22 protein-coding genes are annotated in these 25,462 nt (G+C 56.6%); 14 read left to right on the top strand and 8 right to left on the bottom strand.

The features are described 5' to 3' along the window. The coding region (locus KO499_RS05875) for a beta strand repeat-containing protein (protein ID WP_215982765.1) at positions 1–3,988 on the top strand (3,988 nt) is incomplete at its 5' end. Positions 3,989–4,031: 43 nt separating this feature from the next. Here KO499_RS05875 and KO499_RS05870 read toward each other — a convergent pair. Together KO499_RS05870 and dauA are read right to left on the bottom strand one after the other, a co-directional pair. Then, positions 4,032–5,984, bottom strand: coding sequence for a CASTOR/POLLUX-related putative ion channel (locus KO499_RS05870; RefSeq protein ID WP_215982764.1), 1,953 nt, complete (start codon positions 5,982–5,984; stop codon positions 4,032–4,034). A 71-nt stretch (positions 5,985–6,055) separates the two neighbouring features. Then, positions 6,056–7,807 (bottom strand): C4-dicarboxylic acid transporter DauA, encoded by a 1,752-nt coding sequence (gene dauA, locus KO499_RS05865; RefSeq protein ID WP_215982763.1) that lies wholly within the window; start codon positions 7,805–7,807, stop codon positions 6,056–6,058. 111 nt (positions 7,808–7,918) lie between these two features. Between dauA and KO499_RS05860 the strand changes: the two genes are divergently transcribed. The 3 genes from KO499_RS05860 (at position 7,919) to KO499_RS05850 (ending at position 9,994) form a co-directional block, all read left to right on the top strand. After that, positions 7,919–8,092, top strand: coding sequence for a CopG family transcriptional regulator (locus KO499_RS05860; RefSeq protein WP_215982762.1), 174 nt, complete (start codon positions 7,919–7,921; stop codon positions 8,090–8,092). 94 nt (positions 8,093–8,186) lie between these two features. Then, positions 8,187–9,131: a ChaN family lipoprotein gene (locus KO499_RS05855; RefSeq protein WP_215982761.1), complete on the top strand. Its 945-nt coding sequence runs from the start codon at positions 8,187–8,189 to the stop codon at positions 9,129–9,131. A gap of 152 nt (positions 9,132–9,283) precedes the next feature. Further along, positions 9,284–9,994, top strand: a complete 711-nt coding sequence (locus tag KO499_RS05850; RefSeq protein WP_215982760.1) for an SIMPL domain-containing protein — start codon at positions 9,284–9,286, stop codon at positions 9,992–9,994. A gap of 9 nt (positions 9,995–10,003) precedes the next feature. Here KO499_RS05850 and KO499_RS05845 read toward each other — a convergent pair whose 3' ends face one another. Beyond that, positions 10,004–11,071 (bottom strand): beta-N-acetylglucosaminidase domain-containing protein, encoded by a 1,068-nt coding sequence (locus KO499_RS05845; protein ID WP_215982759.1) that lies wholly within the window; start codon positions 11,069–11,071, stop codon positions 10,004–10,006. A 125-nt stretch (positions 11,072–11,196) separates the two neighbouring features. Here KO499_RS05845 and KO499_RS05840 point away from each other — a divergent pair, with 125 nt between their 5' ends. The 6 genes from KO499_RS05840 to KO499_RS05815 all read left to right on the top strand — a co-directional run bounded on the left by KO499_RS05840 (position 11,197) and on the right by KO499_RS05815 (position 17,484). Further along, on the top strand, positions 11,197–11,655 hold the full coding sequence (locus tag KO499_RS05840) for an ATPase (RefSeq protein ID WP_215982758.1): 459 nt from the start codon (positions 11,197–11,199) through the stop codon (positions 11,653–11,655). 148 nt (positions 11,656–11,803) lie between these two features. After that, on the top strand, positions 11,804–12,880 hold the full coding sequence (locus tag KO499_RS05835; RefSeq protein ID WP_215982757.1) for a TRAP transporter substrate-binding protein: 1,077 nt from the start codon (positions 11,804–11,806) through the stop codon (positions 12,878–12,880). A gap of 102 nt (positions 12,881–12,982) precedes the next feature. Next, positions 12,983–13,528, top strand: coding sequence for a TRAP transporter small permease subunit (locus KO499_RS05830; protein ID WP_215982756.1), 546 nt, complete (start codon positions 12,983–12,985; stop codon positions 13,526–13,528). After that, positions 13,525–14,820 (top strand): TRAP transporter large permease, encoded by a 1,296-nt coding sequence (locus tag KO499_RS05825; protein ID WP_215982755.1) that lies wholly within the window; start codon positions 13,525–13,527, stop codon positions 14,818–14,820. Before KO499_RS05830 ends, KO499_RS05825 begins: the two co-directional genes overlap by 4 nt. Positions 14,821–15,046: 226 nt before the next feature. Next, positions 15,047–16,360: an SAM-dependent methyltransferase gene (locus KO499_RS05820; protein ID WP_215982754.1), complete on the top strand. Its 1,314-nt coding sequence runs from the start codon at positions 15,047–15,049 to the stop codon at positions 16,358–16,360. After that, the gene (locus KO499_RS05815) at positions 16,360–17,484 is read left to right on the top strand and encodes an NAD(P)/FAD-dependent oxidoreductase (RefSeq protein ID WP_215982753.1); all 1,125 of its coding nucleotides are present in this window, start codon (positions 16,360–16,362) and stop codon (positions 17,482–17,484) included. The genes KO499_RS05820 and KO499_RS05815 overlap by 1 nt, the downstream gene beginning before the upstream one ends. A 62-nt stretch (positions 17,485–17,546) precedes the next feature. On the opposite strand, the gene KO499_RS05810 is transcribed toward KO499_RS05815, so the two are convergent. Further along, positions 17,547–19,217 carry a choice-of-anchor I family protein gene (locus KO499_RS05810; protein ID WP_215982752.1) on the bottom strand — a complete coding sequence of 557 codons (1,671 nt, stop codon included), beginning with the start codon at positions 19,215–19,217 and terminating at the stop codon, positions 17,547–17,549. A gap of 148 nt (positions 19,218–19,365) precedes the next feature. Then, positions 19,366–19,839 (bottom strand): Dps family protein, encoded by a 474-nt coding sequence (locus KO499_RS05805; RefSeq protein ID WP_215982751.1) that lies wholly within the window; start codon positions 19,837–19,839, stop codon positions 19,366–19,368. 226 nt (positions 19,840–20,065) lie between these two features. Here KO499_RS05805 and KO499_RS05800 point away from each other — a divergent pair, with 226 nt between their 5' ends. Then, entirely contained in the window at positions 20,066–20,341 is a 276-nt protein-coding gene (locus tag KO499_RS05800) for a DUF2061 domain-containing protein (protein WP_215982750.1), read from the top strand. Between the two features lie 18 nt (positions 20,342–20,359). On the opposite strand, the gene KO499_RS05795 is transcribed toward KO499_RS05800, so the two are convergent. Further along, on the bottom strand, positions 20,360–21,802 hold the full coding sequence (locus tag KO499_RS05795; protein ID WP_215982749.1) for a dihydrolipoyl dehydrogenase: 1,443 nt from the start codon (positions 21,800–21,802) through the stop codon (positions 20,360–20,362). A gap of 174 nt (positions 21,803–21,976) precedes the next feature. Here KO499_RS05795 and KO499_RS05790 point away from each other — a divergent pair, with 174 nt between their 5' ends. Beyond that, positions 21,977–22,648, top strand: coding sequence for a LysE family translocator (locus KO499_RS05790; protein WP_215982748.1), 672 nt, complete (start codon positions 21,977–21,979; stop codon positions 22,646–22,648). Here the strand turns inward: KO499_RS05790 and KO499_RS05785 are convergent. Further along, the gene (locus tag KO499_RS05785; RefSeq protein WP_215982747.1) at positions 22,593–23,645 is read right to left on the bottom strand and encodes a 3-deoxy-7-phosphoheptulonate synthase; all 1,053 of its coding nucleotides are present in this window, start codon (positions 23,643–23,645) and stop codon (positions 22,593–22,595) included. The two genes, KO499_RS05790 and KO499_RS05785, sit on opposite strands and share 56 nt — an antisense overlap. Between KO499_RS05785 and KO499_RS05780 the strand changes: the two genes are divergently transcribed. Together KO499_RS05780 and KO499_RS05775 are read left to right on the top strand one after the other, a co-directional pair. After that, on the top strand, positions 23,644–24,009 hold the full coding sequence (locus KO499_RS05780) for a hypothetical protein (protein ID WP_215982746.1): 366 nt from the start codon (positions 23,644–23,646) through the stop codon (positions 24,007–24,009). The genes KO499_RS05785 and KO499_RS05780 overlap by 2 nt on opposite strands. Next, the gene (locus tag KO499_RS05775) at positions 24,006–24,794 is read left to right on the top strand and encodes a secretin N-terminal domain-containing protein (RefSeq protein WP_215982745.1); all 789 of its coding nucleotides are present in this window, start codon (positions 24,006–24,008) and stop codon (positions 24,792–24,794) included. The genes KO499_RS05780 and KO499_RS05775 overlap by 4 nt, the downstream gene beginning before the upstream one ends. A 1-nt stretch (position 24,795) precedes the next feature. Here KO499_RS05775 and KO499_RS05770 read toward each other — a convergent pair whose 3' ends face one another. Continuing rightward, complete coding sequence (locus KO499_RS05770; protein WP_215982744.1) at positions 24,796–25,302, bottom strand: DnaJ domain-containing protein; 507 nt, start codon at positions 25,300–25,302, stop codon at positions 24,796–24,798. Between the last annotated feature and the right edge of the window lie 160 nt (positions 25,303–25,462).

Genomic DNA, 25,462 nt, shown 5'->3' with positions numbered 1-25,462 from the left:
CACCGGCACCCTCGACGTTTTCGTCGATAGCGTGGATAACACGAACGACACCGTCGATCTGTCCGGGACCACCGAGGATGTTGCTCCGGGCAACTCCGTCACCATCACCATCACCGACGCTGACGGCACTGTGGTGAACACCTCGGCGATCGTCGCCAACAACGGTTCTTACTCGGTCTCCGGGGTGGATGTCTCTACCCTGATCGGCGGCACGTTCACCGTGAGCGCCTCGGCCACCGATCGTAACGGCAATGCCGTCTCCGATTCTGAAACCGGCACACTCAACGGAACGGTCAGCGATCTGACACTGACTATCGTCGATGCGGACAATACCGACGGGATCATCGATCTCTCCGGCACCACGACCGATGTCGTTCCCGGCGCAACCGTCACCATCACCATCACCGATGCCGATGGCACCGTGGTGAATACCTCGGCGATCGTGGCCAACGACGGTTCCTACTCCGTTACCGGCGTGGATGTCTCCAGCCTGGTGGACGGCAGCGTCACGGTGAACGCCTCGGCAATCGACCAGAATGGTGATCCGGTGTCCGATTCCGGCTCCAGCATTCTGGACGCCACCACCGGCACCCTCGACGTTTCCGTGGATAGCGTGGATAACACGAACGACACCGTCGAGCTGTCCGGGACCACCGAGGATGTTGCCCCGGGCAACTCCGTTACCATCACCATCACCGATGCTGACGGCACTGTGGTGAACACCTCCGCGATCGTCGCCAACAACGGTTCTTACTCGGTCTCCGGGGTGGATGTCTCTACCCTGATCGGCGGCACGTTCACCGTGAACGCCTCGGCGACTGATCGCAATGGCGACCCCGTATCGGACACGACAGCAGGCACATTAGAGATTGAGAACGCGCCAGATGCTCTGGCTGACACCTACAAAGCCCTGGAGATCGACGGTTTATTCGGTGAGTACTATGCCTATCAACAGGGCTCCGACGCCGATGGGGACAACCTGTCCAGTCTCGCTCAGGTAGAAAGCTTTGTGAACGCAAACAACCCTGACGCGACGTTTGTCGGCACCAACGTAGACTACGGCTCCGTTAGCGGCAATTTGGGCAATGACGGTCGCCTGCAAACGTTCCTGGGCTCTGACGCGTCATCACTTTCGAACGATCCAGAAAACAGTTCCGATGGCATCATCCGGCTGACTGGGGAATTGGAACTTGCGCCTGGCACCTACCAGTTCCAGGTGCGCGCCGACGATGGCTATCGTATTGAGGTAAATGGCGAGACCGTGGCCATCTCTGACCGCAATCAAGGTGCAACAACCAGGACGGGGACGGAATTCACGCTGACTGGCGATGGCCCTCACACGGTCGAGGTTATCTACTGGGACCAGGGCGGCAAAGCCGAACTGGGTATAGATCTCCGCCCTGCCGATGGCACCTATGAGGTATTCGGCAGCAGCCATGCATCCTATACAGGTGAGAACCCGGCCCTGATCGTCGATGTAAACGAGTCCCTGAGTATCGCCCCCAGCGTCCTGCTGGCCAACGACTCCGATGCCGACGGCGACCCGTTGACCATCCAGAGCGTTCAGAATCCCGCCAACGGCACCGTATCGATTGATGCCAGCGGCAACGTGGTATTCACCCCGGATGCAGGGTTCACCGGAGAAGGGAGTTTCACTTATACCGTCAGTGACGGCAATGGCGGTACCGATTCAGCGACCGTTACGGTCGCCGTTAACCCGGTGGCAGGCACGACGAACATCAACGTTCAGGCCAGCGACACTGCAGTAACCGAAGACGATGCCAGCAACAACACAGCCAGCGGCACCGTGAGTGTAAGCAATGCCGATGGCAGCGAAGGTGCCGTGAACAGCAGTACCGCAAACCACGGTTCAGTAAACGTGGACGCAAACGGTAACTGGACCTATTCCCTGGATAACACCAGCACAGCGGTACAGGCCCTGAAGGCCGGTGAGACCCTCACCGACACCATAACCTTCACCAGTAATGACGGCACCAACACCAGCCAGGACATTACGATCACCGGCACTAACGACACCCCCACGGCCAGCAATGTCGATCTGGGTTCAATGACTGAAGACACTGGCAGCTTCCTGATCACCGAGGCTATGCTGGCTGACGGCATCACGGAAGTGGATTCGAGTGAAGCGGTATCCGCACAGAACCTCAGCTTAACCACAGGCAATGGCAGCCTGGTCGACAACTCAGATGGCACCTGGACCTTTACCCCCGATGCAGACTGGGATGGTCAGGTCCACCTGGCGTATGACTACACATCAGGTGCAGAGACCGGCAGCAACACCGCTTCTATGACGGTTATCGCCGATGCAGATACCCCCGAGCTGACATTAACCAGCGAAACAGTGTCGCCCATCGACGGCAGCCCTGAAGCCAGCCTTCCGGTATCGACCGGCCTGCTGTTGAATATCTACGAGGATCTCAACAACGGGGACCGCGATGCATCCACACAGGAACCGGCAATAGGCACCAACACGCCAACGGAAAGTAACCGTGTTATCGACGGATTTGGCACCACGAAAGAACAGAGTTCAGGAAGCTTCAGCAATGACGGTTCAACGATCGAAGTAAGCACTGGGAACACAGTCTCAGTAACTGGCCTGATCTATCTGGAAGCTGGGCACAGCTACCAGTTCCAGGGGTATCGGGACGACTCCCTGCGTATCGAGCTGGGTGGGAAGACGCTGATCAGCACCACTGGTAACTCATGGGGAAATTATGGCGCGGACGCGTCAGCGGCAACGGGCAGCCCACTGGAAGGCGACTCCTTTGAGCCAACCGAGAGCGGTTTTTACACCCTGGAAGTCTACGCCAATAATGTCAGCGGTCCGGGCCAGTTATCCTTGAACCTCTCTGTAGATGGTCAGCAACCCCAAGAGCTAAACGCTGAGAACTTTAATATTTATTCGAGCGTGTCGGATCTGGTCGCCGTGGGCGGACAGTTCGGCGACTTCAATCCGGGCACAGACAACCCGGACGGTGGTTACTTCCCTCTGACAATCAACAGTGGCGTCAAAGACACATACATCGAGATTGCGAATATCGCTGCAGCGGTAACCGACACAGACGGCTCTGAAAGCATCACCGCACTGCGTATCGGCAACATTCCCGCCGGGGCAGTACTCACCGATGGCGAGAACAGCTTCACTGCAAACCTGGGCCTCATCCCCGTGGTCGATGTGCTGTCCTGGGATCTCAACAATATCCAGATATTGCCGCCCACCGGCTTTACCGGTTCCATTGACCTCACCGTAACCGCCACATCGGAAGAGGCAAGCAATGCTGATCAGGCCAGTGCCAGCCAGACTCTCACGGTCCATGTGCAGGAGCTCAGTGAGTTGCTCGGCACCATTGATCCGGACCTGATCGGCACGGACACCAGCATTCACGGCACGAGCGGTAACGATACAATCACCGCAACAAATGGCGACGACATCATCCTGGCCGGCGCCGGTGACGACACTGTAAATGCTCTGGATGGCGTCAATTCCATTGATGGCGGCGCCGGGAATGACACCATCACTGACGGTGCAGGCACTAGCGTGATTAACGGCGGCCTGGGTAATGACACTCTCATTGGTGGCGCGGGTAGTGATGTGCTTACTGGTGGTTTTGGTGCCGATGTCTTCCGCTGGGAGTTGGGTGACGAGAATGATGCAGACCTGCCACGGGATGTAGTGACTGACTTCACGATCGACAGCACCAATGGTTTTACCGGAACCGGCGACGGTGACCAGCTGGCTTTGGACGATCTGCTGCAGGGAGCAACTGAGGCAACTGTAACCGACTTCCTGATGGCTCAGGAGGAAAACGGTGACACGGTGCTGTATATGAACAAGGATGGCGCACTGGCAGACACCGTCGACAATGCCCAGCAATCAATCGTGCTCAGCGGCGTATCCATGGATGGTCAGACCTCAGAGCAGTTCATCGATTCCCTGGTGAACAGCGGACACATCAAGGTCGAGTAACCGGTATCGCTACGGATCGTTCTACAGCCTCAGCCAGACCGCTCTATTGGGTGGTCTGGCTGAGCACTACCAGGCGATCTTCAGGCTGCAGATCAAGATAAACTCGACGGGGCGGATTAAGCTGGAGCTGTTTGCCGCTCTCGTCGGCTTTTGCACGATGGATGCCCAGAGGGATCTCGCCGCTCTCACCCAGTATTTTCTGAAGTGCCTGAAAATCAACACTGGCCGGCAACGGGTAATCCGCAGGATCACGAAACAGAATTTCGGCACCACCCACCGTGAATAATTCGTCGAGAACAATTCTGAGCTCGCGGCGAAGCGCCACCTGAGCCAAAACATGGCTGACAATCATTGGACTTATCATGACCTCGCTCTGGTAGGCCATCAACAAATGCCGATTATCCGGATCACTCAATTCCATCAGAATCTGGGGGGCCCGTTCGTCCTCATTCAACAGTCCCTCAAGCTGTAGGTACCCCATCATGGTTCGGGCGTCAGCCTCTTCACCCGAGGACAGCCGATCGCTACTCAGCAACAGAACGGCATCGTAGCTGAACAGCCCCACCCGCCTGAGCTCGCCTTCAACCATATAATCGGCTTCTATGTGACGACAGATAACACTTTGCTGCTCGCCCAGGTAGCGCTCGATCTCTCTCTGGCGCTCGGCGGCAGGCACGACGGACACGACGTCGACCTCAAAACGCTGCCGGCGGTAACTGACCAGCTCATCAAGGAAACCAGGCACACGGCGATTCCAGCCCAGTAGCAAGACGCGAAGGACGCTGGACGACGATTCGATGGCTTTCGGAATACACACGCCACGCTCGATCAATGTCGAAGGCGGCGTTCTGGGATCGGCATCTGTTTCTGTATAATCCCGGGCAAGCATAACCACCCGATCCTTTTCGGCCACAACGGCCCCCGTGGGCGCTGGCATCTGGACCGTCCAGCCACAATCCGTTTGCTGCAGCAGTCCCATCACAATGGCTCTCGGGCGCTGGCTCGCCACCTCAGCAAGCGTTTGGCCCGCCATGCTGTCGCCACTACGGATGTAGATTTCATTCCCGTTGCCCGATGAAAACAGCTCGTTATAGACACCGGACAGCCCCGGGTGCAGGATATTCTGAACCATCAACCGGCTGATGGTTGTATCTCCGGCCACCACCTCCAGAGGTCCGGGATAAGCCCGTTCAACGATCGGGAATTTGCGAATATCCTGAATTTCAGCCACCACAAACGGCAACGGTGCATCCAGACTTCTTGCCCGCGCGGCTATGGTCAGCAGGGCTTTGACGGTGCCCACATCAGAAGTCACCAGCCTGCCGGCTTCATGAGCAGCACTCGGCACAATAACCGCCGAGGCATCCAGACACGCGACCCGTTCCAGAGCTTCCGGCTGGATAGCCACGCCTGAGCGCAGGATAATCTGGCGGGCCTTGCGACCAATCCCCGGTTCTGCCTGCAGCTCATGGACCTGCTCCGCCGACGCCGTTTCCGACAACACCACCAACCGCAGTTTGCTGGCGTCGTGTTTCTCCAGAAAACGCCTCATGCGGCCGGAAGAACTCAATAGCTCACCCAACAAAGGCAGGGTCTGGCTGGTCCACCCCAAAACCACCACATGGTTTTTAAGTGTCACCGGCGTGAGCCCTCGCTCAAGATCGGCCATTTTGGCAATCAGCCATCGGGTCAGAATCGCCACCAGGGTACCCATGAACACCACATAGCCACTGATGGTGAGCAAGGTTGAGACAAAGCGCTGCCAGGTTCCGACATCGTCGCCAAGATAGCCGGGATCGGTCAGTCTCAGAAATGCCCACCAGACAGCCGAACCGGGTTCCTCGAATTCTCCGCCCTGGGGAACCACCAAAAGACCGCCAACCAGAGAGATCAGTCCAATAAACACGCCGACCACCACCAGCTGGAACCCCGCCCCTTTTACGAGCTGGCGTTCAACAATAAATTTCAGACGGTCGATCAGCCGGAAAGGCAGCATGGCATTCCTCTGGTTAAGAGAGTTCGCAATGCCTAAGGGTAAACCATCCGGAGACTTTTAGAATCAGCGTTTTATCCCGGGAGCCGATCAGAGTCGGAAGCCTGGCCCCCGATCAGTCCCAAGGCTTCTTCAAGGGAGGAGGTATAGCGACTAACGCCAGGCACAGGCATTACACCGGCGCGAGCGAGGGTTCTCAGGGGCTGGAACTGCAGATCGGCAATAACAATCTGCGTCCCGTCCTGCTCACAGGTAACAATCAATTTGTTCAGCGCCGACAGGCCACCAGCATCAAGGATGGTGACGCCATCCATATACAGTATTAAACCTCCGGCATTCCGGGACAGTTCCGCCAGTTCCCCAAAGATCCGGTCGGCGGCGGCAAAAAACAGTGGACCGTTGATCTTGAACACCTGCCAGCCGCCGGGCAGGCCGGAGTTCGCAATCCGTTTGCTCTGGGTGATATCGGTCACCTTGGTCATCTGGGCCATTTCGCGCATGAACAGGACCGCCGCCAGCAGCACGCCGGTTGTGATTGCGATGACCATGTCCAGCAAAACCGTAAGTGAAAAGCAGGCCAGAAAAACCAGGATATCGCTGCGGGGTGCCGTTTTCAGCAGATGGACGGACTTGGGGGCCTCGCTCATATTCCAGGCCACCATCAGCAGGAGCGCGGCCATGGCCGGCATCGGCAAAAAGGCCAGCAGGCCCGCTAACGAGACCAGTGCCAGCAGCACTACCAGAGAGTGAACGATTGCAGATACCGGGGACTGGGCGCCAGCCCGGTAGTTGGCCGCCGAACGTGCGATGGCGGCGGTAGCGGTGATGCCGCCGAAGAACGGAGTGATAATGTTGCCCAGTCCCTGGCCCATCAGCTCACTGTTAGCACTGTGGCGTTTGCCGGTCATGCCATCGAGAACCACCGCACACAACAGAGATTCGATAGCACCGAGCATGGCGATGGCAAAGGCGGCTGGAAGCAAATCCTGAACCAGCGACCAGGACAACCCGATCGGTTCGCCCGATGGGCCTGCCTGATGCCACGGCCAGGCAATTTCCGGCAAGAAAGGCGGGATCCCGGCGCCTTGCGTGCCATCCGGCAAGAAATAGCTGAACCGTGAGCCAATCGTATCAATGGCGGCTCCCTGGGCATTGAACCAAAAGGCGAGAAGGCTTCCGATCACCACCGCTGGCAGGTGCGGGGGCACTGGCGTTTTCAGTCGTGGCCACAGCAACATGACTGCAAGGGTGACACCGGCCACCAGGGTGCTGAGCCCATCCAGCTCAGGCAGAGCGCCAGCCAACACCGTCAGTTTGTCCCAGTAATGCTCAGGCATCTGAGCAACCGGAAGGCCAAGGAAGTCCTTGATCTGCAACGTAGCAATCACCACCGCAATGCCGCCAGTGAAGCCCAGGGTTACAGACTCGGGAATATATTCAATGAAGCGACCCAGTCGCATGAGAGCCATGATCACCAGCAGGACGCCGGACATCAGGGTGGCCAGCAGCAAACCACCCAGCCCATAGCTCTGGGCAATGGGATACAGAATGACAACAAAGGCCGCTGTGGGCCCGGAAATACTGAACCGGCTGCCACCGGTCAAAGCGATCACAAAGCCGGCGACAATGGCGGTATACAGCCCGTATTGTGGCGCCACGCCACTGGCAATCGCCAGCGCCATGGCCAGCGGGATAGCAATGATACCGACCGTCACCCCAGCCATCAGATCGCGCAGAAAACGCTGCCCACCGTATCGTTCATCAATACAGGCTTCGCGGAACGCATGGGCCAGACGGAGTGAAAACAGATGTGCGCGATGAGACATGAGGGACTCGTGTATTGCAACTCGTATTACGACATTATATGCTCATCTCGTACGTATTCAATGTTAATATTATTAACATACTATTCCAGACTTTGACGTGAAGAGTAGCCCATGGAAAACCGCACTGCCCGCCTGACACTGCTGATCGATCCGGAAAAGAAAGCCGCTTTTGAAGCGCTTTGCAAACAGGAAGATGTCACGCCCTCGCAAAAGGTGCGTCAGTTTATCCGGGAATATGTCGAAGAAAGGCTCGGGCCAGACTGGCGCAACGAGCGCGACAAATGATCCCGATGACAATCCGAACGTACAGACTGCCATGAAATCCATCGTGCCAATATGGCTGCTTGCCACCGTATGCACAATAACGGGGTGCAGCGTCATGCCCTCCTTCCAGGGCACGGACAACCGGCTTGCTGCTCCAGATACCCAGTACGACGCCCCGGTATTTGAACCGCAGAGCAACAAGACCCTTACTCCAGAGCAACTGGCCCAGCAACTGGTCAACGTGGATGTTGTGGTTGTGGGGGAATATCACGGACACCATGGCTCCCACCTTCTGCAATCCCGGCTACAGGCAGCCCTCTATCGGCAGACACCAGAACAGGTTTTATCCCTGGAGCAATTCAATCTGGACGCCCAGGATGAGCTGGACCGCTATCTTCGGGGCAACGCCGGGGAAACCGAAATGATTGAGGACGCCGGTGCCTGGGACAATTATCGTGGTTCCTATCGACCACTGGTGGAGTTCGCGCGTCAACGGAACCTGCCGGTGGTCGCGGCCAATGCTCCGGCAGACATTGTCCGCTGCGTCGGCCGCAAGGGGCCGGAGTACCTTGATACGGTTCCCGCCCCGACCCGGCAGGCGCTACCCGCCACCCCGTTCATGGACACCCCGGCCTATCGTGGCAAATTCATGGCCGCCATGGGAGTCAGCCACCAGGCCGACAGCACCATGAGCGAGCGAATGGAGAACACCTATAAGGCACAGTTACTCCGGGACAACACCATGGCTGCGCGCATCGTTGAGGCTCTGAAAGAGCATCCGCAGCATCAGGTGCTGCACCTCACCGGCACGTTTCATAGCGAGGAAGGGCTGGGTACCGTGGCATTACTGAGACAACGGGCGCCGGAACTCTCTGTTGCCGTTGTCAGCCCGGTATTCTGGCCTGCAGCAGTGGCTGACGCACCCGTCGATGAAAACCGCTCAAAGGGTGACTTTCTCTACTTTATCCAGCCACTGCCCGGAGAGTTCCTGGATCCCGAGCGAGAGCGCGAGGCAATGCGGGCCCGCTTCCGCAGCGCGACTGACAAGACCTGCAACTGAAAACCACGATGGTCATCCGGTCCTCTGCCTTTCACAACCGTCATAATTCCTCCCTTTCCGGGCAAGGCGTGAAACGCTAATCTGGCTCATCACCTTCGGGATAGCAATCAGAGACCGGCGTTTTTCCGGTGATGCGACAAAAGGGATATTCCATGAAACTGCTTGCTGCACTGATCCTCGGCATCAGCACCATCATTTCCGCCGCTCTTATCGGCAACGGCCTTACCGATCTGCGCACCGGCGACCGCTACGTTACCGTGAAGGGCGTGGCTGAACGGGAGGTGAATGCAGACCTCGCATTGTGGCCGATCCGGTTTGTCGCTACCGGAGCGTCGCTGAGTGAGGCTCAGAACACAGCCAGAAGCAGCCGGGATGCGATCATGGCGTTTCTGAAACTTCAGGCCATTGACCAGAAGTCGGTCGAACTTCAGCGCCTGGATGTAACAGATACCCAGGCCAACCCTTACCAGGCCAACAATGGTGAGCAGAAATTCATCATCAGCCAGACCCTGATGGTACGCAGCACCGAGATCGACAGAATCCGACAGGCAGCCCAAGGGGTCAGTGAACTGGTGGACTCCGGTGTCGTGCTTTCTTCGGACTTCGGTCCATCCGGCCCCACCTATCTGTTCAACGGCCTCAACGATATCAAGCCCGAGATGATCGCCGAGGCTACTGCCTCGGCACGGGAAGCAGCCGCACAGTTCGCCCAGGATGCCAAGGCGGAACTCGGGGACCTGCGACGCGCGAACCAGGGTATCTTCCAGATTCTGGCCCGCGACCAGGCACCGGGTATCATGGAAGGGCAACAGCCGGTAAAAACCGTTCGGGTGGTTTCGACGGTGGAATATTATCTCCGATAGCCGGCCGCCCTACTGGGTTGCCACCATCTCATCGGTTACCTGATATTCGCCCGCAAGCCAGCGCAAAATCTCATTCGCGGCGGGGTGATCAACCCCATCATAGGTGCGCTGCAGGCTTTGCCTTTTTTCAACGCTGATCCGGCCAAGGCCGGCATCCTGAAGCACCAATAAGTCCGAATGCAGTTGATTGGCCAGCTCTATTCCGAGCACTTCCCGGGCTGCATGACGGAACGCTTGCCCGTACTGGTAGGAAGGACCAAGGCGATAGGATTCCGCCAGCGTAATTGCCGGAATCGCCGTCAGCGTCGGTTGCAGAGCCGGGTTAATCCCGTGACCGGCCAGATGCGCCGCATTGGCGGCCGGTCGCCCCGTGAACGCACGCAAGTGGAGGTGCTGCGACATGCGGTCACCGTCATTTACCGGGTAATTATCCCAGAGAACCGGCTTGCGTCCGAGCAGGTCGCCAATACGCTTCAGATGGCCAGGCGAAACTTCCCTGGAGCAGACCTCCTCCCCGGTCCAGAAAATGTTGATGGCGTGGTCCAGCTTGCGCCCCAGGGTTTCAAGGTAGCCCGCCGGACGGTCCCCGAACACCCTGTCCAGAACCGGATCATCGGAATAATAGCTCGGACAAACACTCAGATGTTTGATCTTCGTTCGTTCGCGGACCCAGTGCACGATGTCGACCTGGGTGCCAGCAAGATCCGGCGTATCGGCCTTCATGTCATCAAACAGTATCGCCAACTCATCAATGCCCATCCGCTCCAGATGGCCGAGTTTCCCGGCCAGGGCAGAGCGGGCCTCATCGTCAAACCGGTTGAAAACCTCGAATGGGCTCAGCCCCACCCCGAAACGCACGCCCTCACTCCGGCAGAAGCGCGAGAATTCTGTCAGCTCCGAGGCCATGGCCGGAGGATGGGGCTGCTGCCATTGTCGGCGCAGGAAAGCATCGGCCTTCGGGGCATACAGGTAAAAACCAAAACCATGGGGTGACAGTGTACGCACCAGATGCCGGCGCTCCTGCCATGTCCACACAGGGCCGTAAAACCCCTCGATAATTCCCAGTGTCGTTGTCATTTCCATACCCCACTTGCGCTGCTTTCCGGGGGCGTCAACTCCTGTAGCCCTCAGACAACAATTTTGACTAGACTAACCATTATTGCCAACCACAGACAGGATCATTCCCCGCCAGGAGCAATTCGATGGAAATAAAAACCTTCGAGGACCTGATTGACTGGACCCGCCAGATGCACCGTCATCTGTCCCGGTGCTTCCATGATTCAGCCGCCCTGAACAAGGACGAGCGTGCAAGCGCTCTGCTCGATTACGTCGCCAGTCATGAGACCCTTCTCGAAAAAGCCGTCCAGGAGTTTGAAAATCAGGCTGACCCGAAGGCCCTGAAAACCCGCTTATACGACTATCTCAATCACAAGCCGATCAGAGCCAGCGCTGACTCCTACACCCACTATGCCTCAATGTCCTTCAAAGACATCGCCAAAGAAATCTTTCAGTTCCACGACCAGGTGATGGATCTTTACGATTCACTGATAGGGAAAGCAGAGATTCCGGAAGCCAAATCTCTGCTGGAAGATTTGCTGGCTCTCGAGGAGCATGAAGCCATGCGTCTGTCCAGCCAGATAAATCGCATGGATGACCTCTGAGCTTCTGTACGACCAAGGTCGTAAATTGAGCGATTTTTGATTTCGTTTGTGAACGATAATTGCTAACGTGAACTAGAATCCAGAGTAGTTTAGTCCCCAAAAGGGGTGAACGCTCGATCCACAAAAACGATAAGAGGATTGAAGAGCAATGAAGATCCGTTCTGTTCTTTCCGCGGCTGTGCTGGCTGTGACAACAACCTTTGCCGCCACACAGGCGCTCGCCCAAGACACATTTACCCTTCGCCTGGCAGAAACCTGGGGACCAAACTTTCCAATTTTCGGTGATACCAGCAAACGCTTTGCTGAAACCGTGGAGAAAATGTCCGATGGACGCCTGAAGGTCCGTATCGATTCCGCCAACAAGCACAAAGCCCCGCTGGGCGTGTTTGACATGGTCAAGGCTGGCCAGTACGACATGGGCCACTCCGCATCCTATTACTGGAAGGGCAAGGTTCCCGAAACCCTGTTCTTCACCAGCATGCCCTTCGGCATGAATGCCATGGAACAGTACGCCTGGTTCTACCACGGCGGCGGCATGGAGCTGATGCAGGAAGTCTATGAGCCCCACAATATGCTGTCCTTCCCGGGCGGTAACACCGGTGTTCAGATGGGCGGCTGGTTCCGTAAGGAAATCAACTCCCTGGAAGACCTGCAAGGCCTTAAAATGCGCATCCCCGGCTTCGCTGGCGAAGTGTTCGCCGAAGTTGGTGTAAACCCGACCAACATTGCTCCGGGTGAGCTTTACACCGCTCTTGAGCGTAACACCATTGATGCCGTTGAATGGGTCGGCCCTGCTCTGGATCTGCGTCTTGGTTTCCAGCAGATTGCCGATTACTACTACACTGGCTGGCATGAGCCGGCTACCGAGCTCCAGTTCCTGGTCAACAAGCGGGTCTGGGAAAAGCTGCCGGAAGATCTGCAGGAAATCATGCGTGTCGCCATGCGCACTGCATCCTACGACATGCTGGTGCACTCCCAGCACGCCAATGCTGAAGCCTGGGCCAACATTCGTGAGGAATATCCGAATGTCCAGATCAAGCGTTTCCCGGATGACATCTTTGAGGCCATGTATGCGGCCAACAAGAAACTGCTGAAAGAAGCGGCCGCTGAGAGCGACATGGCAGCCAAGATCATTGACTCCCAGCAGAACTATCTCGAGCAAAGCCGCGCTTACACCACAATTTCTGAGCGCGCCTATCTCAACACCATGGCCGAAGTCGAGTAAGATATAGGCTTTAACGGAGCCGGGATCGCTCTTGCAGTGATCCCGGTTTTTGTCGTTTATAGCAACAGAAAAAACGCCAGTCCGCCTGGCGGGGGATCATCAATGCGGTGGATTATCAAACTGGACGAGGGGCTTTCGCGCTTGTCCACCTTCTGTGGCTGGGTTGCCTGTGTCGCGATGATACTGATGGCAGCCAACGTCTTCTACGACGTAGTAGCCCGCTACGCTTTTAACAACGTTTCAATCGGCATGCAGGAAATGGAGTGGCACCTCTATTCAGTGGTGTTCCTGTTGGGGATTCCCTATGCCTTGCGCACGGATGGTCATGTCCGGGTCGATGTTTTCTATACCCGCTGGAGCAACAAGGCCAAAGCCTGGATAAATCTTGCGGGCGCGCTCCTTTTTGTTATTCCCTTTGCCTACCTGATTGGCGTCTACGGTTACGATTTTTCAGTCGATTCCTACGGCATGGGTGAAGGAAGTGGCGATCCCGGCGGCCTGCCGCATCGCTGGATCATCAAGTCAGTTATTCCAATCAGCGCCGTGTTCATCGGCATTGCCGGCTTGAACATGGCCACCTACGCGCTGCGCGTTATGGCCGGAGATAAAGAGTACGAAGGTGAGCACAGCGCAGGAGGCCTCGCATGATTGGAATGATTATGTTCGGCGTTGCCCTTCTTATGCTGATGCTGGGCTTCCCGGTGGCCTTCACGTTTGGCGGTGTCGCCCTGTTTTTCGGGATATTCGCCGAGGGCATGGATCTCTTTGCCTTCATGCCCTATCGCATCATGAGCGTGATGCAGAACACCGTACTGATGGCGGTACCGCTCTTCATCTTCATGGGCGTTGTGCTTCAGCGCACCAAACTGGCCGCGCAGCTCCTCACGTCCATGGGCCGGCTTTTCGGCGGATTGCCCGGTGGCCTGGCCATTTCGACCATTCTTGTGGGCGCCCTGCTGGCAGCCTCCACCGGTGTTGTCGGCGCCAGCGTAGTGGCCATGGGACTGATTTCTCTGCCAGTCATGCTGGCACACAAGTACGACAAACGCCTGGCGACAGGCACGATCTGTGCCTCGGGTACTCTCGGTCAGATCGTACCGCCTTCAATCATCCTGATCATTCTCGGCGACGTTCTCGGTCTGCCTGTTGGCGATCTGTTCAAGGCCGCGGTCTGGCCTGGTGTGGTGCTGATCGGACTGTATATTGCTTACATTCTGATCCTGACCCGGCTCCGGCCTGAAACCGCGCCTGCCATGCCGGAGGAACCCGGAGTTTCCCGCAAGAAAGAAATCGTCAACGCGTTGCTGGCCATCATTCCGCCACTGGCGCTGATCGTTGTTGTTCTGGGCTCCATCTTCACCGGCATTGCAACACCCACCGAATCGTCTGCATTGGGTGGCGTTGGCGCCGTAGTTCTCGCCATTATCTACCGACAGTTCTCTTTCAAGATGGTCTGGGATGCGTCCAAGGACACCGTGAAAGTCACGGCAATGGTCTTTGCCATACTGATTGGTGCGACGGCGTTCTCCATGGTCTTCAGCTATACCGGTGGTGATTACCTGCTGGAAGAGTGGCTGCTTCAGTTGCCCGGCGAAAAATGGGGCTTCATCGTTCTGGCCATGGTGGTGATTCTGGTGCTGGGCTTCTTCATCGATTTCGTGGAGATTTCCTTCATCATCGTACCGATTCTTGCCCCGGTGGCCGAAGCGTTGGGCATCAACATGCTCTGGTTCGCCATTCTGATCGCGATGAATCTGCAAACCAGCTTCCTGACGCCACCATTCGGGTTTTCGTTGTTCTACCTCAAAGGTGTCGCACCGCCGCAGGTTCGAACAACGGATATTTACAAAGGCGTCCTGCCCTTCATTCTGATACAGATGCTGGTACTGGCGCTGATCGTTATCTTCCCAGAATGGTTCGGCATGAGCTCATCTTACTGAGCCAAACCAGAGAACCGGGCCCCAGGGCCCGGTTTTTTTGACGCTCCGTTTTCGTATTTCCTTCCTCTTACAGATATCTTCTAATCTCGACTCACCTGACAAAATCCCTCTATTTTCTATACTGAACGGACACGTGGCGATTCTCAGACTGGCATTCGGGAACCCCTGACGCACAAACACCGACAAGCAGCATTGACGTCGTGGTTATCAAGGGAGAGCGGAGTCCATGAACCAGAGTACGGCCCGGAAGGGTGGAGACAACGGGCAAGAGCCCAAGAACCATATCCTGACCTTACCACTGGAAGATACGCCCGTAGAGCGCTCACCCCACACCCATGAGCGCTGGCTGATCGCCAAGCTCATGCGCATGGCCGGCTCCCCCCCCATCCGGTTTTTGCTCTGGAACGGGGATGTCGTTGAGCCGGAGAACCAGCATCCGGAGTTCACCCTGCAGCTGATGGACCCCAAAGCCCTCTATACACTTGTCGCCAATCCCAACCTGGCATTCGGAGATCTATACAGCGCCGGTCGGCTGAGGGTGGAAGGAGATCTCTCAGAATTGATGGAAGCCCTTTACCGCTCGGTTCATCAGGCGCGCCAGAAATGGCCAAAATGGCTGGAGACAATATGGCGCAACCATAGCCCCCGATCCACCGGCATCTCTGAAGCAAAAGAGAACATTCACCATCACTACGACCTGGGGAACGAGTTCTACCAGCTCTGGCTGGATAGCGCTGAAATGCAGTACACCTGCGCCTATTACGAAACTCCCAACCTGACTCTGGAGCAGGCCCAACTCGCCAAACTCGAGCATGTCTGTCGCAAGCTCCGCCTGAAACCCGGCATGACCGTGGTTGAGGCCGGCTGCGGCTGGGGCGGACTGGCCCGCTATATGGCACGCAACTACGGCGTGAAGGTTCACGCCTACAATATTTCCCGGCAACAACTGAACTATGCGAGGCAAGAGGCTCACAAGCAGGGGTTGGATCATCTCGTGGACTATGTTGAGGATGACTACCGCAACATCAGCGGCCAGTATGATGCCTTCGTATCCATTGGCATGCTGGAACATGTTGGCAAGGACAACTACAACGCCCTGTCCGAACTCATCAAACGGAGCCTGAAATCCGACGGCATCGCATTGCTACACAGCATCGGACGAAATCGCCCGATGCTGATGAATGCCTGGATCGAAAAGCGGATCTTTCCGGGCGCGTATCCACCGAGTATCGGTGAATTCATGCAGATCTGTGAACACGGCGATTTTTCAGTGCTGGATGTAGAAAACCTTCGGCTGCACTACGCTCAAACCCTCAGCCACTGGATGGAGCGCTTCAACGACAACGAGGAAAAGATAAGCGCCATGTACGACGAACACTTTACCCGGGCCTGGCGCATGTATCTCGCCGGTTCCATCGCAGCATTCCGGGCAGGCTCCCTGCAGTTGTTCCAGGTGGTGTTCAGCCATGGCGACAACAACCAGCTACCCCGAAACCGTCGGGATCTCTACGACTTTCCCTGTGCACCCGAGGAGGCCTGATGGGTCATTATGATCTGATCATCGTCGGTGCCGGTCCTGCCGGCTCCACGCTGGCCGACGCCCTGAAGAACACTGGCAAGCGCGTGTTAATCATCGATAAACAGGCGTTCCCGCGTGACAAAACCTGCGCCGGCTGGGTAACGCCAGCGGTGATCAAAACCTTGAAGATCGATCTGGCAGACTACCAGTCCGGGCGCACCCTTCAACCCATTCGCCGCTTCCGCATCAGCATGATGGGCCAGGCGGCCGTGGAGAACGATCACGCCGACATAGTCAGCTACGGCATCCGCCGGTGTGAATTCGACGATTACCTGCTAAGCCGCGTCCATTGCCCGAAGCAGCTCGCCACGCCGGTCAAATCTATCGTCCGGAAAGACGGCAACTGGCTCATAAACGACACCTGGGCAGCGCCTCTCATAGTAGGTGCGGGAGGCCACTTCTGCCCGGTTGCCCAGCTGCTTGGTGATGGCCCGGGAGGTCACGAAACCATCGTGGCAGCCAAGGAAGTCGAGTTTGAAATGACCGCGCAACAGGCGTCAGCCTGCCAGGCCCGGGGTGACACACCAGAGCTCTGGTTCTGTCGAGATCTCAAGGGTTACGCCTGGGTCTTTCGCAAGGGCAATTACCTGAATATCGGCCTGGGACGGGAAGACAATCACAAACTCACTGGCCATCTGGAAGCGTTTGTCGAGGACATGAAAGCATCAGGCCGCATCCCTGAAGACCTGCCGGGACGCTTCAAGGGCCATGCTTACCTGCTCTACGCACATGCCCAGCGACCGCTGGTGGACGACGGTATCCTTCTGGTCGGCGATTCAGCGGGTCTGGCCTATACCCAGAGTGGTGAAGGAATCCGACCCGCCATCGAATCAGCCCTGATGGCAGCCGATGTGCTTCGGCAGACGCCGGACTATTCAGCGTCCTCGTTACAGGCTTACGGCGATGCGATTGCCGAACGCTTCGGCACCCGGTCAGTTGCGAGACACGAGGGTTTGCAGTTGCCTGATTGGCTCAAGGTGCCCCTTGCCAGCACGTTGATGCGCTCGCACTGGTTTACCCGGAAGGTGGTAACGGAGAAGTGGTTCCTGCATAAGGACGTGGCGCCACTGCAAGTGGCAGTCTGAGCAATCTGCTAACCGGGAGTGCCGTGTCTGGCTGCTCCCGGTATTGGGTCACTCTGCCGAACTCAGTCTGTACCCTGTTCGATGATCTCGATCCCGTACACGGTTGTGGTTCCGCTGATTTCATTGGCTACCGCCAGCATGGGCTGACCATTGGGGCTGTCCCCAGAGGCAATGAATGCCATCCCCTCAGGCCCTAGATCACCGGCCATTCCAGCCTTCAGATCAGCTTCGGACACCGAGAAGTCCCGGTTGTTCAGGTATTGAACGAATTCCGGATTCCGGGGATTGGACACGTCGTAAACCATGACTCCGCCAACACGCTCCAGCCCGATAAACGCGAAAGTCTGGCCGTTGATCGTGCCAACCGTCACAGCCTCGGGCTCGGGCCCCTTGTCATCAGAACGGTTGTCGAAATTATTCTCGTCATTGGTCGCATTGAAGTTCTCCGGCAACAGACTGGCCGTGATTCGCTCGAACTCACTGCCACTGTCGAAGACCTGTTCGCCATCGGCAGACCAGATAGCAAAGGAACGCGCACCGTACGTGTAGATTTCGCTGTATTCACAGTCCACTTCCACATCCGTAGCCGGATTACTGGGATCGCAGCCGTTACTGACCCCCATGGTCGAGGTTACATTAATCCTGCCAAGGTTCTCATCCAGTTGCAGCTCCGCGGCGTCTGGGAAGGCGGTGGCATCCAGAGTCAGATCCGCGAACCGGAACTCTTCGGAGAAGCCGCTATAGTCACGGGAATCCCCCTCGTTCGCGGTGATGTAGTACGTCTTTCCGTTGTAACCATAGCTTGCGATCGCGTCAGGCATATACATGCCTTTCACCGGCCAGTTGCGGATCGTGATGCCGCCATCCCGGTTGCTGGCATCCAGCTCATTCCCGGGAACACTGTGATCCTTGAATCCAAGCGGCCGTATGGCTTTGATCACACCAGCCTGAAGGTCCAGCTCGGCAACTGCGTTGGCTTCCTGAAGTGTCACCCAGGCAGTTTCGTTATCAACAGAGACGGCAATGTACTCGGGCTCCATATCCTGAGCCACGGTTGCACCCGGACCAAACACCCGAACGCCACTGGCTCTCAGGTCAGCTTCATCAGCATTGAAGCTATCGAATCCTGCGGTTGTCACATTGGCACCCGCGACGCCTGCCGACAGATCAATGATGCTGACAGACCCTACAGGATCATTGGTGTAATCATCGCTCGGCTCTCCTTCATTGGCGACCAGAAGCTTCATACCGTCTCTGGTAAAGGCAACCATGTCGGGCAGCGCACCAACGGTCACATCACCGACCTTTCCGAGGTCCGTGGCGTTATAGAACACCACTTTGCCGTTGTCCTGCTTGTTTTCTGCTTCAATGGCTACCGCAACCAGATCGCCGTAGACGGCCACACTGTTGGCCGAAGCACCCTCGGCGCTGGCATCAATGGTCTGCAACAGTGTCGGCTGGCCGGGGTCATGGATATCCAGTACGTCCACCGAGGAGGCACCGGCATTCACCACAAACAATCGCTGGTTAACCGGATCATGGGCGACTATCTCCGCCGCTCCCACGTCGAATACGTCGCCCGGCGCCTGATAGCTTCCCAGTACATTGAGCTCGATCAGAATCTTAGTGTTGCCGTTAACACCGCCAGCGCTGTCATCTCCGTCATCGGAGCAGGCGCTCAGACCCAATACAGAAGAGAGTAGCGTTGTGCAAATCAGGGTCTTTCGGAACATAACATGACGCCTCGGTGATGACTTGGTGCAGATGATGTCGACACAAGCTAGGTCAAGGTCATGACAGTTCCGGGTCATAAGGGTTAAGGATTGATGACAGGAACAAAAAAAGCGGCCCGAGGGCCGCTTTTGATCCGTATCTACAGACTTAGTGACCGAGGTAGCTGCGATACATCCAGACCGTTTTTTCCTGCTGGGAAATGTAGTCGCTCATCAAGGCCACCGTTCCCTCGTCCTCAGCATCGCCGGCAAGACTAAGGAGTTCACGTTGCTTGCCAATCAGCTTGGCAAAGCTGTCCACGATGTTTTCCATCGCTTCCTTGCCATCCGATACATCTCTCTTCTCTGGCACTTCAGAACGTTCGATATAAGTGCTGTAGGCATGAGCAGGCCGGTGTCCGAGAGTCAGAACCCGCTCAGCAATCTCATCAATTTTCAGCAGAAGGTCGTCGTACAACTCTTCAAACTTTACGTGCAACTCGAAAAAGTCGTTGCCCTTGATGTTCCAATGATAGCCACGGACGTTCATGTAGAAGATCTGATAATTTGCGAGCAGATCGTTCAGCGAATCAGCGAGCTTTGCAGTTTTTTCGGTATCCAGACCAATAAAGTTCTTACCCATTACACGTCTCCTTGACAGTGGATCAAATCGATCTAACCAGACTATATGCCTGTGCGTTGACTACGGGAAGTTAAGTGCGCCAATCCATCTGATAGTGGCTCTGCATCAGTTGCCACGAGCCAATCCCATAGACTGGATCTATCAAAAACCTATAAACAATTTATTTAACAATAATTCTCAAATGGCATTCAATACAAGACATCAGAAAACGGAACCGGAGAGAAACATGAGTGCCTTAAAGCAGTTTGTACACAACCATGGAACAAGCGGCGACCAGTCGCTGATCAAGACGGTGACTTTCGCCATCACCCACTTTACCGTCGCCTTTACCGTTGCCTACCTGCTCACCGGTGACCTGATCGTAGGCGGCCTGATCGCCATGGTGGAGCCCGCAATCAACACCATCGCCTACTTCTTCCATGAAAGGATCTGGGCCCGACGTCAGCAAAATACAAGGCCAGACGCAGAGACTTTATCCTTTCGCCAGCTCCATACCTGTTAAATCCGATCAAGGGCCGGATCAGACTCCCGGCCCGCAATCGGTGCAGCCTTCTTCCGGGACAGGCCCGATGTTGAGCTTACGATTCAGGTCCTTAAGCGCGGTTCTCAGGCCTTCTTCAATCACTGGATGGTAAAACGGCATCTCCAGAATTTCACTGACCGTCAGCCGTTGCTGAACAGACCAGGCCAGCAGGTGAGCCATATGTTCTGCGGCTGGTCCGAACATTTCGGCGCCCAGAAAAATCCCACTGCCCTGTTCACCGTATACTCTTAACAGCCCTCGGTTCTTACCGATCACCCGGCTGCGCCCCTGGTCCTCGAAGGACACCTCACCAACCGCAAAACACCCGCGACACCGCTCCTCCACCTGCTTGATCGTCAATCCAACCGTAGCAATCTGCGGATCAGTAAAGACCACAGCCAACGGAGTCCGGCGCAGACCCACCCGTACCTCCGGGTAAGAGGCTGCGTTGTCGCCGGCTATCCGGCCTTCATCGGCGGCTTCATGGAGCAAGGGCAGGCTGTTATTGGCATCGCCAGCGATAAAAATGTGGCTCTGGCCACAACGCAAGGTATGAGGATCGAACAGGGGAAGCCCCCCGTCATCCAACTCGATATCGGCATTCTGGATATCCAGCCCGTCGACATTGGAACGCCGACCAGTCGCCGCCAGCAGGTAATCGAACGTCTCGGTTTTTTCACCGGCGCTGCCATCAACAAAGGAAATGGCAACACCGGCATCAACACGCTCAACCTTCTTGACCTCCGAATCAGGGTCCAACGGGAACGCCTCTCTGAAAGTCTGCAAGGCATACTCCCGGATAGTGTCATCCTGAATCGGGCCAACGGCACCGCCCACCCCGAACATACGAACCCTGACGCCAAGCCGGCTCAATGCCTGCCCAAGCTCAAGCCCGATCACGCCCGGACCAAAGACGGCCACCGAGTCCGGGAGGTCCTGCCATTCAAAGATATCGTCATTCACGACCAGTCGGTCCTTGGCCGACTTCAGAAATCCCGGGACGCTGGGCCGGGAGCCGGTGGCAATGATGATCCGCTCAGCCTGAACCTCCAGATCGCCACCGACGGCCAGACGGTGAGAGCCGATAAACCGCGCATTACCTTTCAGGCGGTGCTCCTCAGGGAACTTCTCAACCGACCGAATCACCGAAGCCACAAAGCGGTCACGCTCGGACCGCACCCGCTCCATAACTCGCCGACCATCAATATTCATACCGCCCGCAGACACGCCGAACAGGTCGCCAAGCCGCATCTGATGAGCATTATCGGCGGCCGCAATCAGCAGTTTGCTGGGCATGCACCCGACTCTGGCGCAGGTGGTTCCATACTGGGCACCTTCAATCAGCACAACCTTATCGGTCACCTTTCGCACTCGCTGATAAGCCACCATACCGGCGGTTCCAGCTCCGATAATGGCAACATCTACTGCTCTCTTATCCATTACACGGTCTCCTGACAGGTATTCCCGGTCGTCGGGAACAGGGGAAGGTACGGTTGGGTGTGACCTCAGTATAGAAGCCATGGCAAATTTCTCTCGCCCCGTGAAAAACCCGCCAGTTCAGACTATCCTGTCGGACCTTTCAGACGACAATCCCATCAGACAGGAGCTAGGAGCATGCAGAATTACTGGCCTGAATTTTTGACGGTAGCACTGGTCCACTTGTTGGCGGTGGCAAGTCCCGGGCCGGATTTTGCCGTGATGCTCAGGCAGGCACTCTGTCAAAGTCGGAATAACGCGCTGCTCACGGCCATCGGTATAGGGGCCGGAATTCTGGTGCACGTTTGTTATTCATTGCTGGGGATTGGCCTGTTGATCCAGCAGTCGATCCTGCTATTCAGCATCCTCAAGGTGCTGGGGGCACTCTATCTTGTCTGGATCGCCATTCAGTGCCTGCGGGCCCGGGCCGGTGGAATTCATGTAGAACAGGGCCCGGCAACAGGACAATCCGGTATCGCCGCGCTCCGACTGGGGTTTCTGACCAATGCCCTGAATCCCAAGGCCACTCTGTTTTTTGTTTCCCTGTTTTCTGTCGTCATCAGTCCCGACACGCCTATCGCCCTGCAAGCTGGCTATGGTCTTTATATGGCTCTCGCCACCAGTGTCTGGTTCGCCATGATTGCCTCATTCCTTACCCTGCCCCAGGTACGCAAAGGCTTTAACCGGTTTGGCCATTGGCTGGACCGGCTGATGGGAGGCGTTCTGTTGTTACTGGCTGGCCAGTTACTGCTGTCTACAGTGAGCGGATCAGAGCCTCCGTCTGAGCCCATCCCAGACACGGGTCAGTAATCGAGCATCCATAGCGCAGTTCTTCACCGTCGTCCTGCCGGCCCGGTTCCAGGAAGCTTTCCAGCATCAGGCCCCGGATATGGTGGTTACCGGCATGACGCTGCGCCATAACCTCCCGGGCGATGTCCAGCTGCCGCTCGGCCTTTTTGCAGGCGTTGTCATGACTGCAATCCACCATGATCGCAGTCCCAAGCCCCGCCTCTTCCAACGCACCGACCGCTCGTTCAATACTGCCTGCATCGTAGTTGGTGATGCCGCGACCACCCCGCAAAACCAGGTGAGTATCCGCATTGCCCCGGGTGGTAATCATTACCGGTGCTCCGTTCGCAGACACACCAAGATGATGATGAGAATGGGAGGCGGACTTCATCGCATTGGTTGCTACGGCAATGCCACCATCGGTACCGTTCTTGAAGCCTGTGGGCATCGGCAATCCACTGACCATCTCCCGGTGCACCTGGGACTCGGTGGTTCGGGCACCGATGGCGGTCCAGCTCACCAGATCACCGAGATAATCCATAGCAAGAGGGCTCAGTGCTTCAGTGGCCAGGGGCAGTCCCATCGCCGCCAGGTTGAGAAGTAAACGGCGTGAACGCAGTAGCCCCTCATTCAGGTTTCCGGCTCCAGTGCGCTCCGGATCGTACAAGAGCCCTTTCCAGCCAACCGTGGTTCGTGGTTTCTCCAGGTAGGCCCGCATGACGATCAGGAAACGATCACTGACTGCATCCGCCAATACTTTCAGCTTCTCACCGTATTCCAGAGCGGCCACTTCATCGTGAATGGAACAGGGTCCCATCACGATCAGGGTTCTTGCGTCCTCACCCCGGAGAATGCTCCGGATTGCCTGTCGGTGCACACGCACCTGCTGAATGACAGAGTCAGCGGCCGGCATCTGCTGTTTCAGTTCGGCCGGCGTTGGCAGAAGCATTTCCTGTCGGTGAGCTGTGGGCGACTCCGCCTCCTGATGCATCAGTTCGGTATTCAAGGGCATGTTCATGTCAGTATTTCCGTTTCCCTGGGTCAGAATCAAAAAAGCCCCGGCTGGGCTACCAGTCGGGGCTTTTTCGAGTCCGGTGGCAGCCTGGGTTTTCTGCCGGGCTGCCTTCCTCGTTATTCGTTCGATGAAGATGCTATGGGCGGCCCCGGCTCTGGCTAAAATAAAAGCCATAACCAAACCACCAAAAAAACACAGCAGCGACCGCAGCCACCGGCTTGGAGCCGAAAGCTTGCAAAACATTCAATTGACAGGTCGCGTGTGTGGTCTTCATGCTTTTCAATATATACCCCCGGTTTTCAACTTGGCAACCCATGAGCCGGAGTTTTTTTCCGTTCCGGCAAAAAAGGTTGGGAGCAATCAATGACCGTTTTCCTCCAACAGTACTCTCTGCGGCTGATATTGGCTGTAATGATCGGCCTGTTTTCCAGCCAGACACTGGCCCAGTCCGAGTCCCGTGCCTATCAGCTCAACAACCGGCCCGGAGACGATGTTGCCGAGCAGATTCGCGAGCTTTATCAGGGCTCGCCGGTAACCGTAACAGCGCGCGGCCAGCAGCTGATAGTCCGCGGTCAGCCAGCCTTACTGGAGGAAATAGAACGGCTTGTCGAAACGCTGGACGTGGCGCCCATTCAGCTCCGGATCACCGTCCGCTCCATGACAGACAGTGGCGGAAAACACTCGAGTGCAGGTATCTCGGCGTCCCGGAAGCAGGCCGAAATCTCGGCGCAGCACCGTGTGACCAGTACCGGCAGCACCCAGGAGCGAACACTGATCATGCAGGATGGCCAATCTGCGCATATTACTTCTGGCCAGATCCGGACGATTCCAGTTGCCGTTCGGGGTGGTCGGAATCCGGCCGCCTTCCTTCAGCAAGTTGAAACCCGCAGTGGATTCCTGGTGAGTCCGCAAGTCATTTCTGAGCGGGCCGTTGAGCTGAGCATTGTTTCTTTCGGACAAGAAGCGGCAAGTCCCGACGGATATGAAACCGAAGCCGTGGTGACCATACGACGGGTTGAGCCTGGGCAATGGGTGTCATTGGGTAGCACCGAAACCCGGTCGACACAGACCCACAACGGTATTACCTATCAGGTGAACAGCAATCAATCCGAGAATCGCAGTTTTGAGGTCAGGGTCGACGTTATGCCATGATTCAGGCTTTGTGGGCACTCAGCAGAACCGACTTGGCCTCATTGAGTTTGGCGGCCAGGTAATCATTGCCCCCCCGATCGGGATGAAGTTTCTGCATCAGCCGGCGATGGGCCATCACGATCTCTTCCTCGGAACAGCCGGTTTTTACCCCGAGAATGTCGCAGGCCTCGCGCTCCGACATCTGACCATCCGGGCCATTGCCCCGATCAGATTCACGGCTCGCCTGTTCCTGATCCGGGCGCCCTTGCTCTTCCCCGATCATCTGCTTGATGGCCGGGGCGAACTTCAGCAACGCCGGAAGCTTGCGCAACAGAGGAAGTAAAGCGGCCACTGCCGCCGTCAGCACGTGGATACGCCCGGTCAGCACCATGAAGACCAGCAAGGCGGCACCGACCACCAGAACACTCTTCCAGGTAGCTGCCTTTTTCTTCTCGGCGGACAATGCGCCCCACTGTTTCAGAATCACAAACACGGCAGCTGCCAACGCGATTCCCAGAATCCACTGCATGGTTGATCCCACCTTGTTCGACGTCGTTATTTTGTAACCGGTTTCTGCCACATTACCAGCACGCCACCCCAGAACCAGAGGCGCGCGACAGGAGCGCTATGATATACCTCAAAAATGTCCGCTATATTGCCTAGACAGAAATACTTACAGCCCGGTGACA

This window comes from Marinobacter sp. F3R08, from assembly GCF_018860425.1.
Classification (GTDB): Bacteria; Pseudomonadota; Gammaproteobacteria; order Pseudomonadales; family Oleiphilaceae; genus Marinobacter.
The sequence above is the reverse complement of the archived record's forward strand: the minus strand, read 5'-3'. Positions and strand labels throughout refer to the sequence as shown.

Bases quoted from the DNA above. Each gene is read 5' to 3' on its own strand.
- KO499_RS05820 (WP_215982754.1), top strand. From the start codon at position 15,047: ATGAACCAGAGTACGGCCCGGAAGGGTGGAGACAACGGGCAAGAGCCC.
- KO499_RS05825 (WP_215982755.1), top strand. From the start codon at position 13,525: ATGATTGGAATGATTATGTTCGGCGTTGCCCTTCTTATGCTGATGCTG.
- KO499_RS05850 (WP_215982760.1), top strand. From the start codon at position 9,284: ATGAAACTGCTTGCTGCACTGATCCTCGGCATCAGCACCATCATTTCC.
- KO499_RS05810 (WP_215982752.1), bottom strand. From the start codon at position 19,217: ATGTTCCGAAAGACCCTGATTTGCACAACGCTACTCTCTTCTGTATTG.
- KO499_RS05780 (WP_215982746.1), top strand. From the start codon at position 23,644: ATGTCAGTATTTCCGTTTCCCTGGGTCAGAATCAAAAAAGCCCCGGCT.
- KO499_RS05870 (WP_215982764.1), bottom strand. From the start codon at position 5,984: ATGCTGCCTTTCCGGCTGATCGACCGTCTGAAATTTATTGTTGAACGC.
- KO499_RS05835 (WP_215982757.1), top strand. From the start codon at position 11,804: ATGAAGATCCGTTCTGTTCTTTCCGCGGCTGTGCTGGCTGTGACAACA.
- KO499_RS05805 (WP_215982751.1), bottom strand. From the start codon at position 19,839: ATGGGTAAGAACTTTATTGGTCTGGATACCGAAAAAACTGCAAAGCTC.
- KO499_RS05800 (WP_215982750.1), top strand. From the start codon at position 20,066: ATGAGTGCCTTAAAGCAGTTTGTACACAACCATGGAACAAGCGGCGAC.
- KO499_RS05830 (WP_215982756.1), top strand. From the start codon at position 12,983: ATGCGGTGGATTATCAAACTGGACGAGGGGCTTTCGCGCTTGTCCACC.
- KO499_RS05775 (WP_215982745.1), top strand. From the start codon at position 24,006: ATGACCGTTTTCCTCCAACAGTACTCTCTGCGGCTGATATTGGCTGTA.
- KO499_RS05815 (WP_215982753.1), top strand. From the start codon at position 16,360: ATGGGTCATTATGATCTGATCATCGTCGGTGCCGGTCCTGCCGGCTCC.
- dauA (WP_215982763.1), bottom strand. From the start codon at position 7,807: ATGTCTCATCGCGCACATCTGTTTTCACTCCGTCTGGCCCATGCGTTC.
- KO499_RS05790 (WP_215982748.1), top strand. From the start codon at position 21,977: ATGCAGAATTACTGGCCTGAATTTTTGACGGTAGCACTGGTCCACTTG.
- KO499_RS05770 (WP_215982744.1), bottom strand. From the start codon at position 25,302: ATGCAGTGGATTCTGGGAATCGCGTTGGCAGCTGCCGTGTTTGTGATT.
- KO499_RS05860 (WP_215982762.1), top strand. From the start codon at position 7,919: ATGGAAAACCGCACTGCCCGCCTGACACTGCTGATCGATCCGGAAAAG.
- KO499_RS05855 (WP_215982761.1), top strand. From the start codon at position 8,187: ATGCCCTCCTTCCAGGGCACGGACAACCGGCTTGCTGCTCCAGATACC.
- KO499_RS05840 (WP_215982758.1), top strand. From the start codon at position 11,197: ATGGAAATAAAAACCTTCGAGGACCTGATTGACTGGACCCGCCAGATG.
- KO499_RS05845 (WP_215982759.1), bottom strand. From the start codon at position 11,071: ATGACAACGACACTGGGAATTATCGAGGGGTTTTACGGCCCTGTGTGG.
- KO499_RS05795 (WP_215982749.1), bottom strand. From the start codon at position 21,802: ATGGATAAGAGAGCAGTAGATGTTGCCATTATCGGAGCTGGAACCGCC.
- KO499_RS05785 (WP_215982747.1), bottom strand. From the start codon at position 23,645: ATGAACATGCCCTTGAATACCGAACTGATGCATCAGGAGGCGGAGTCG.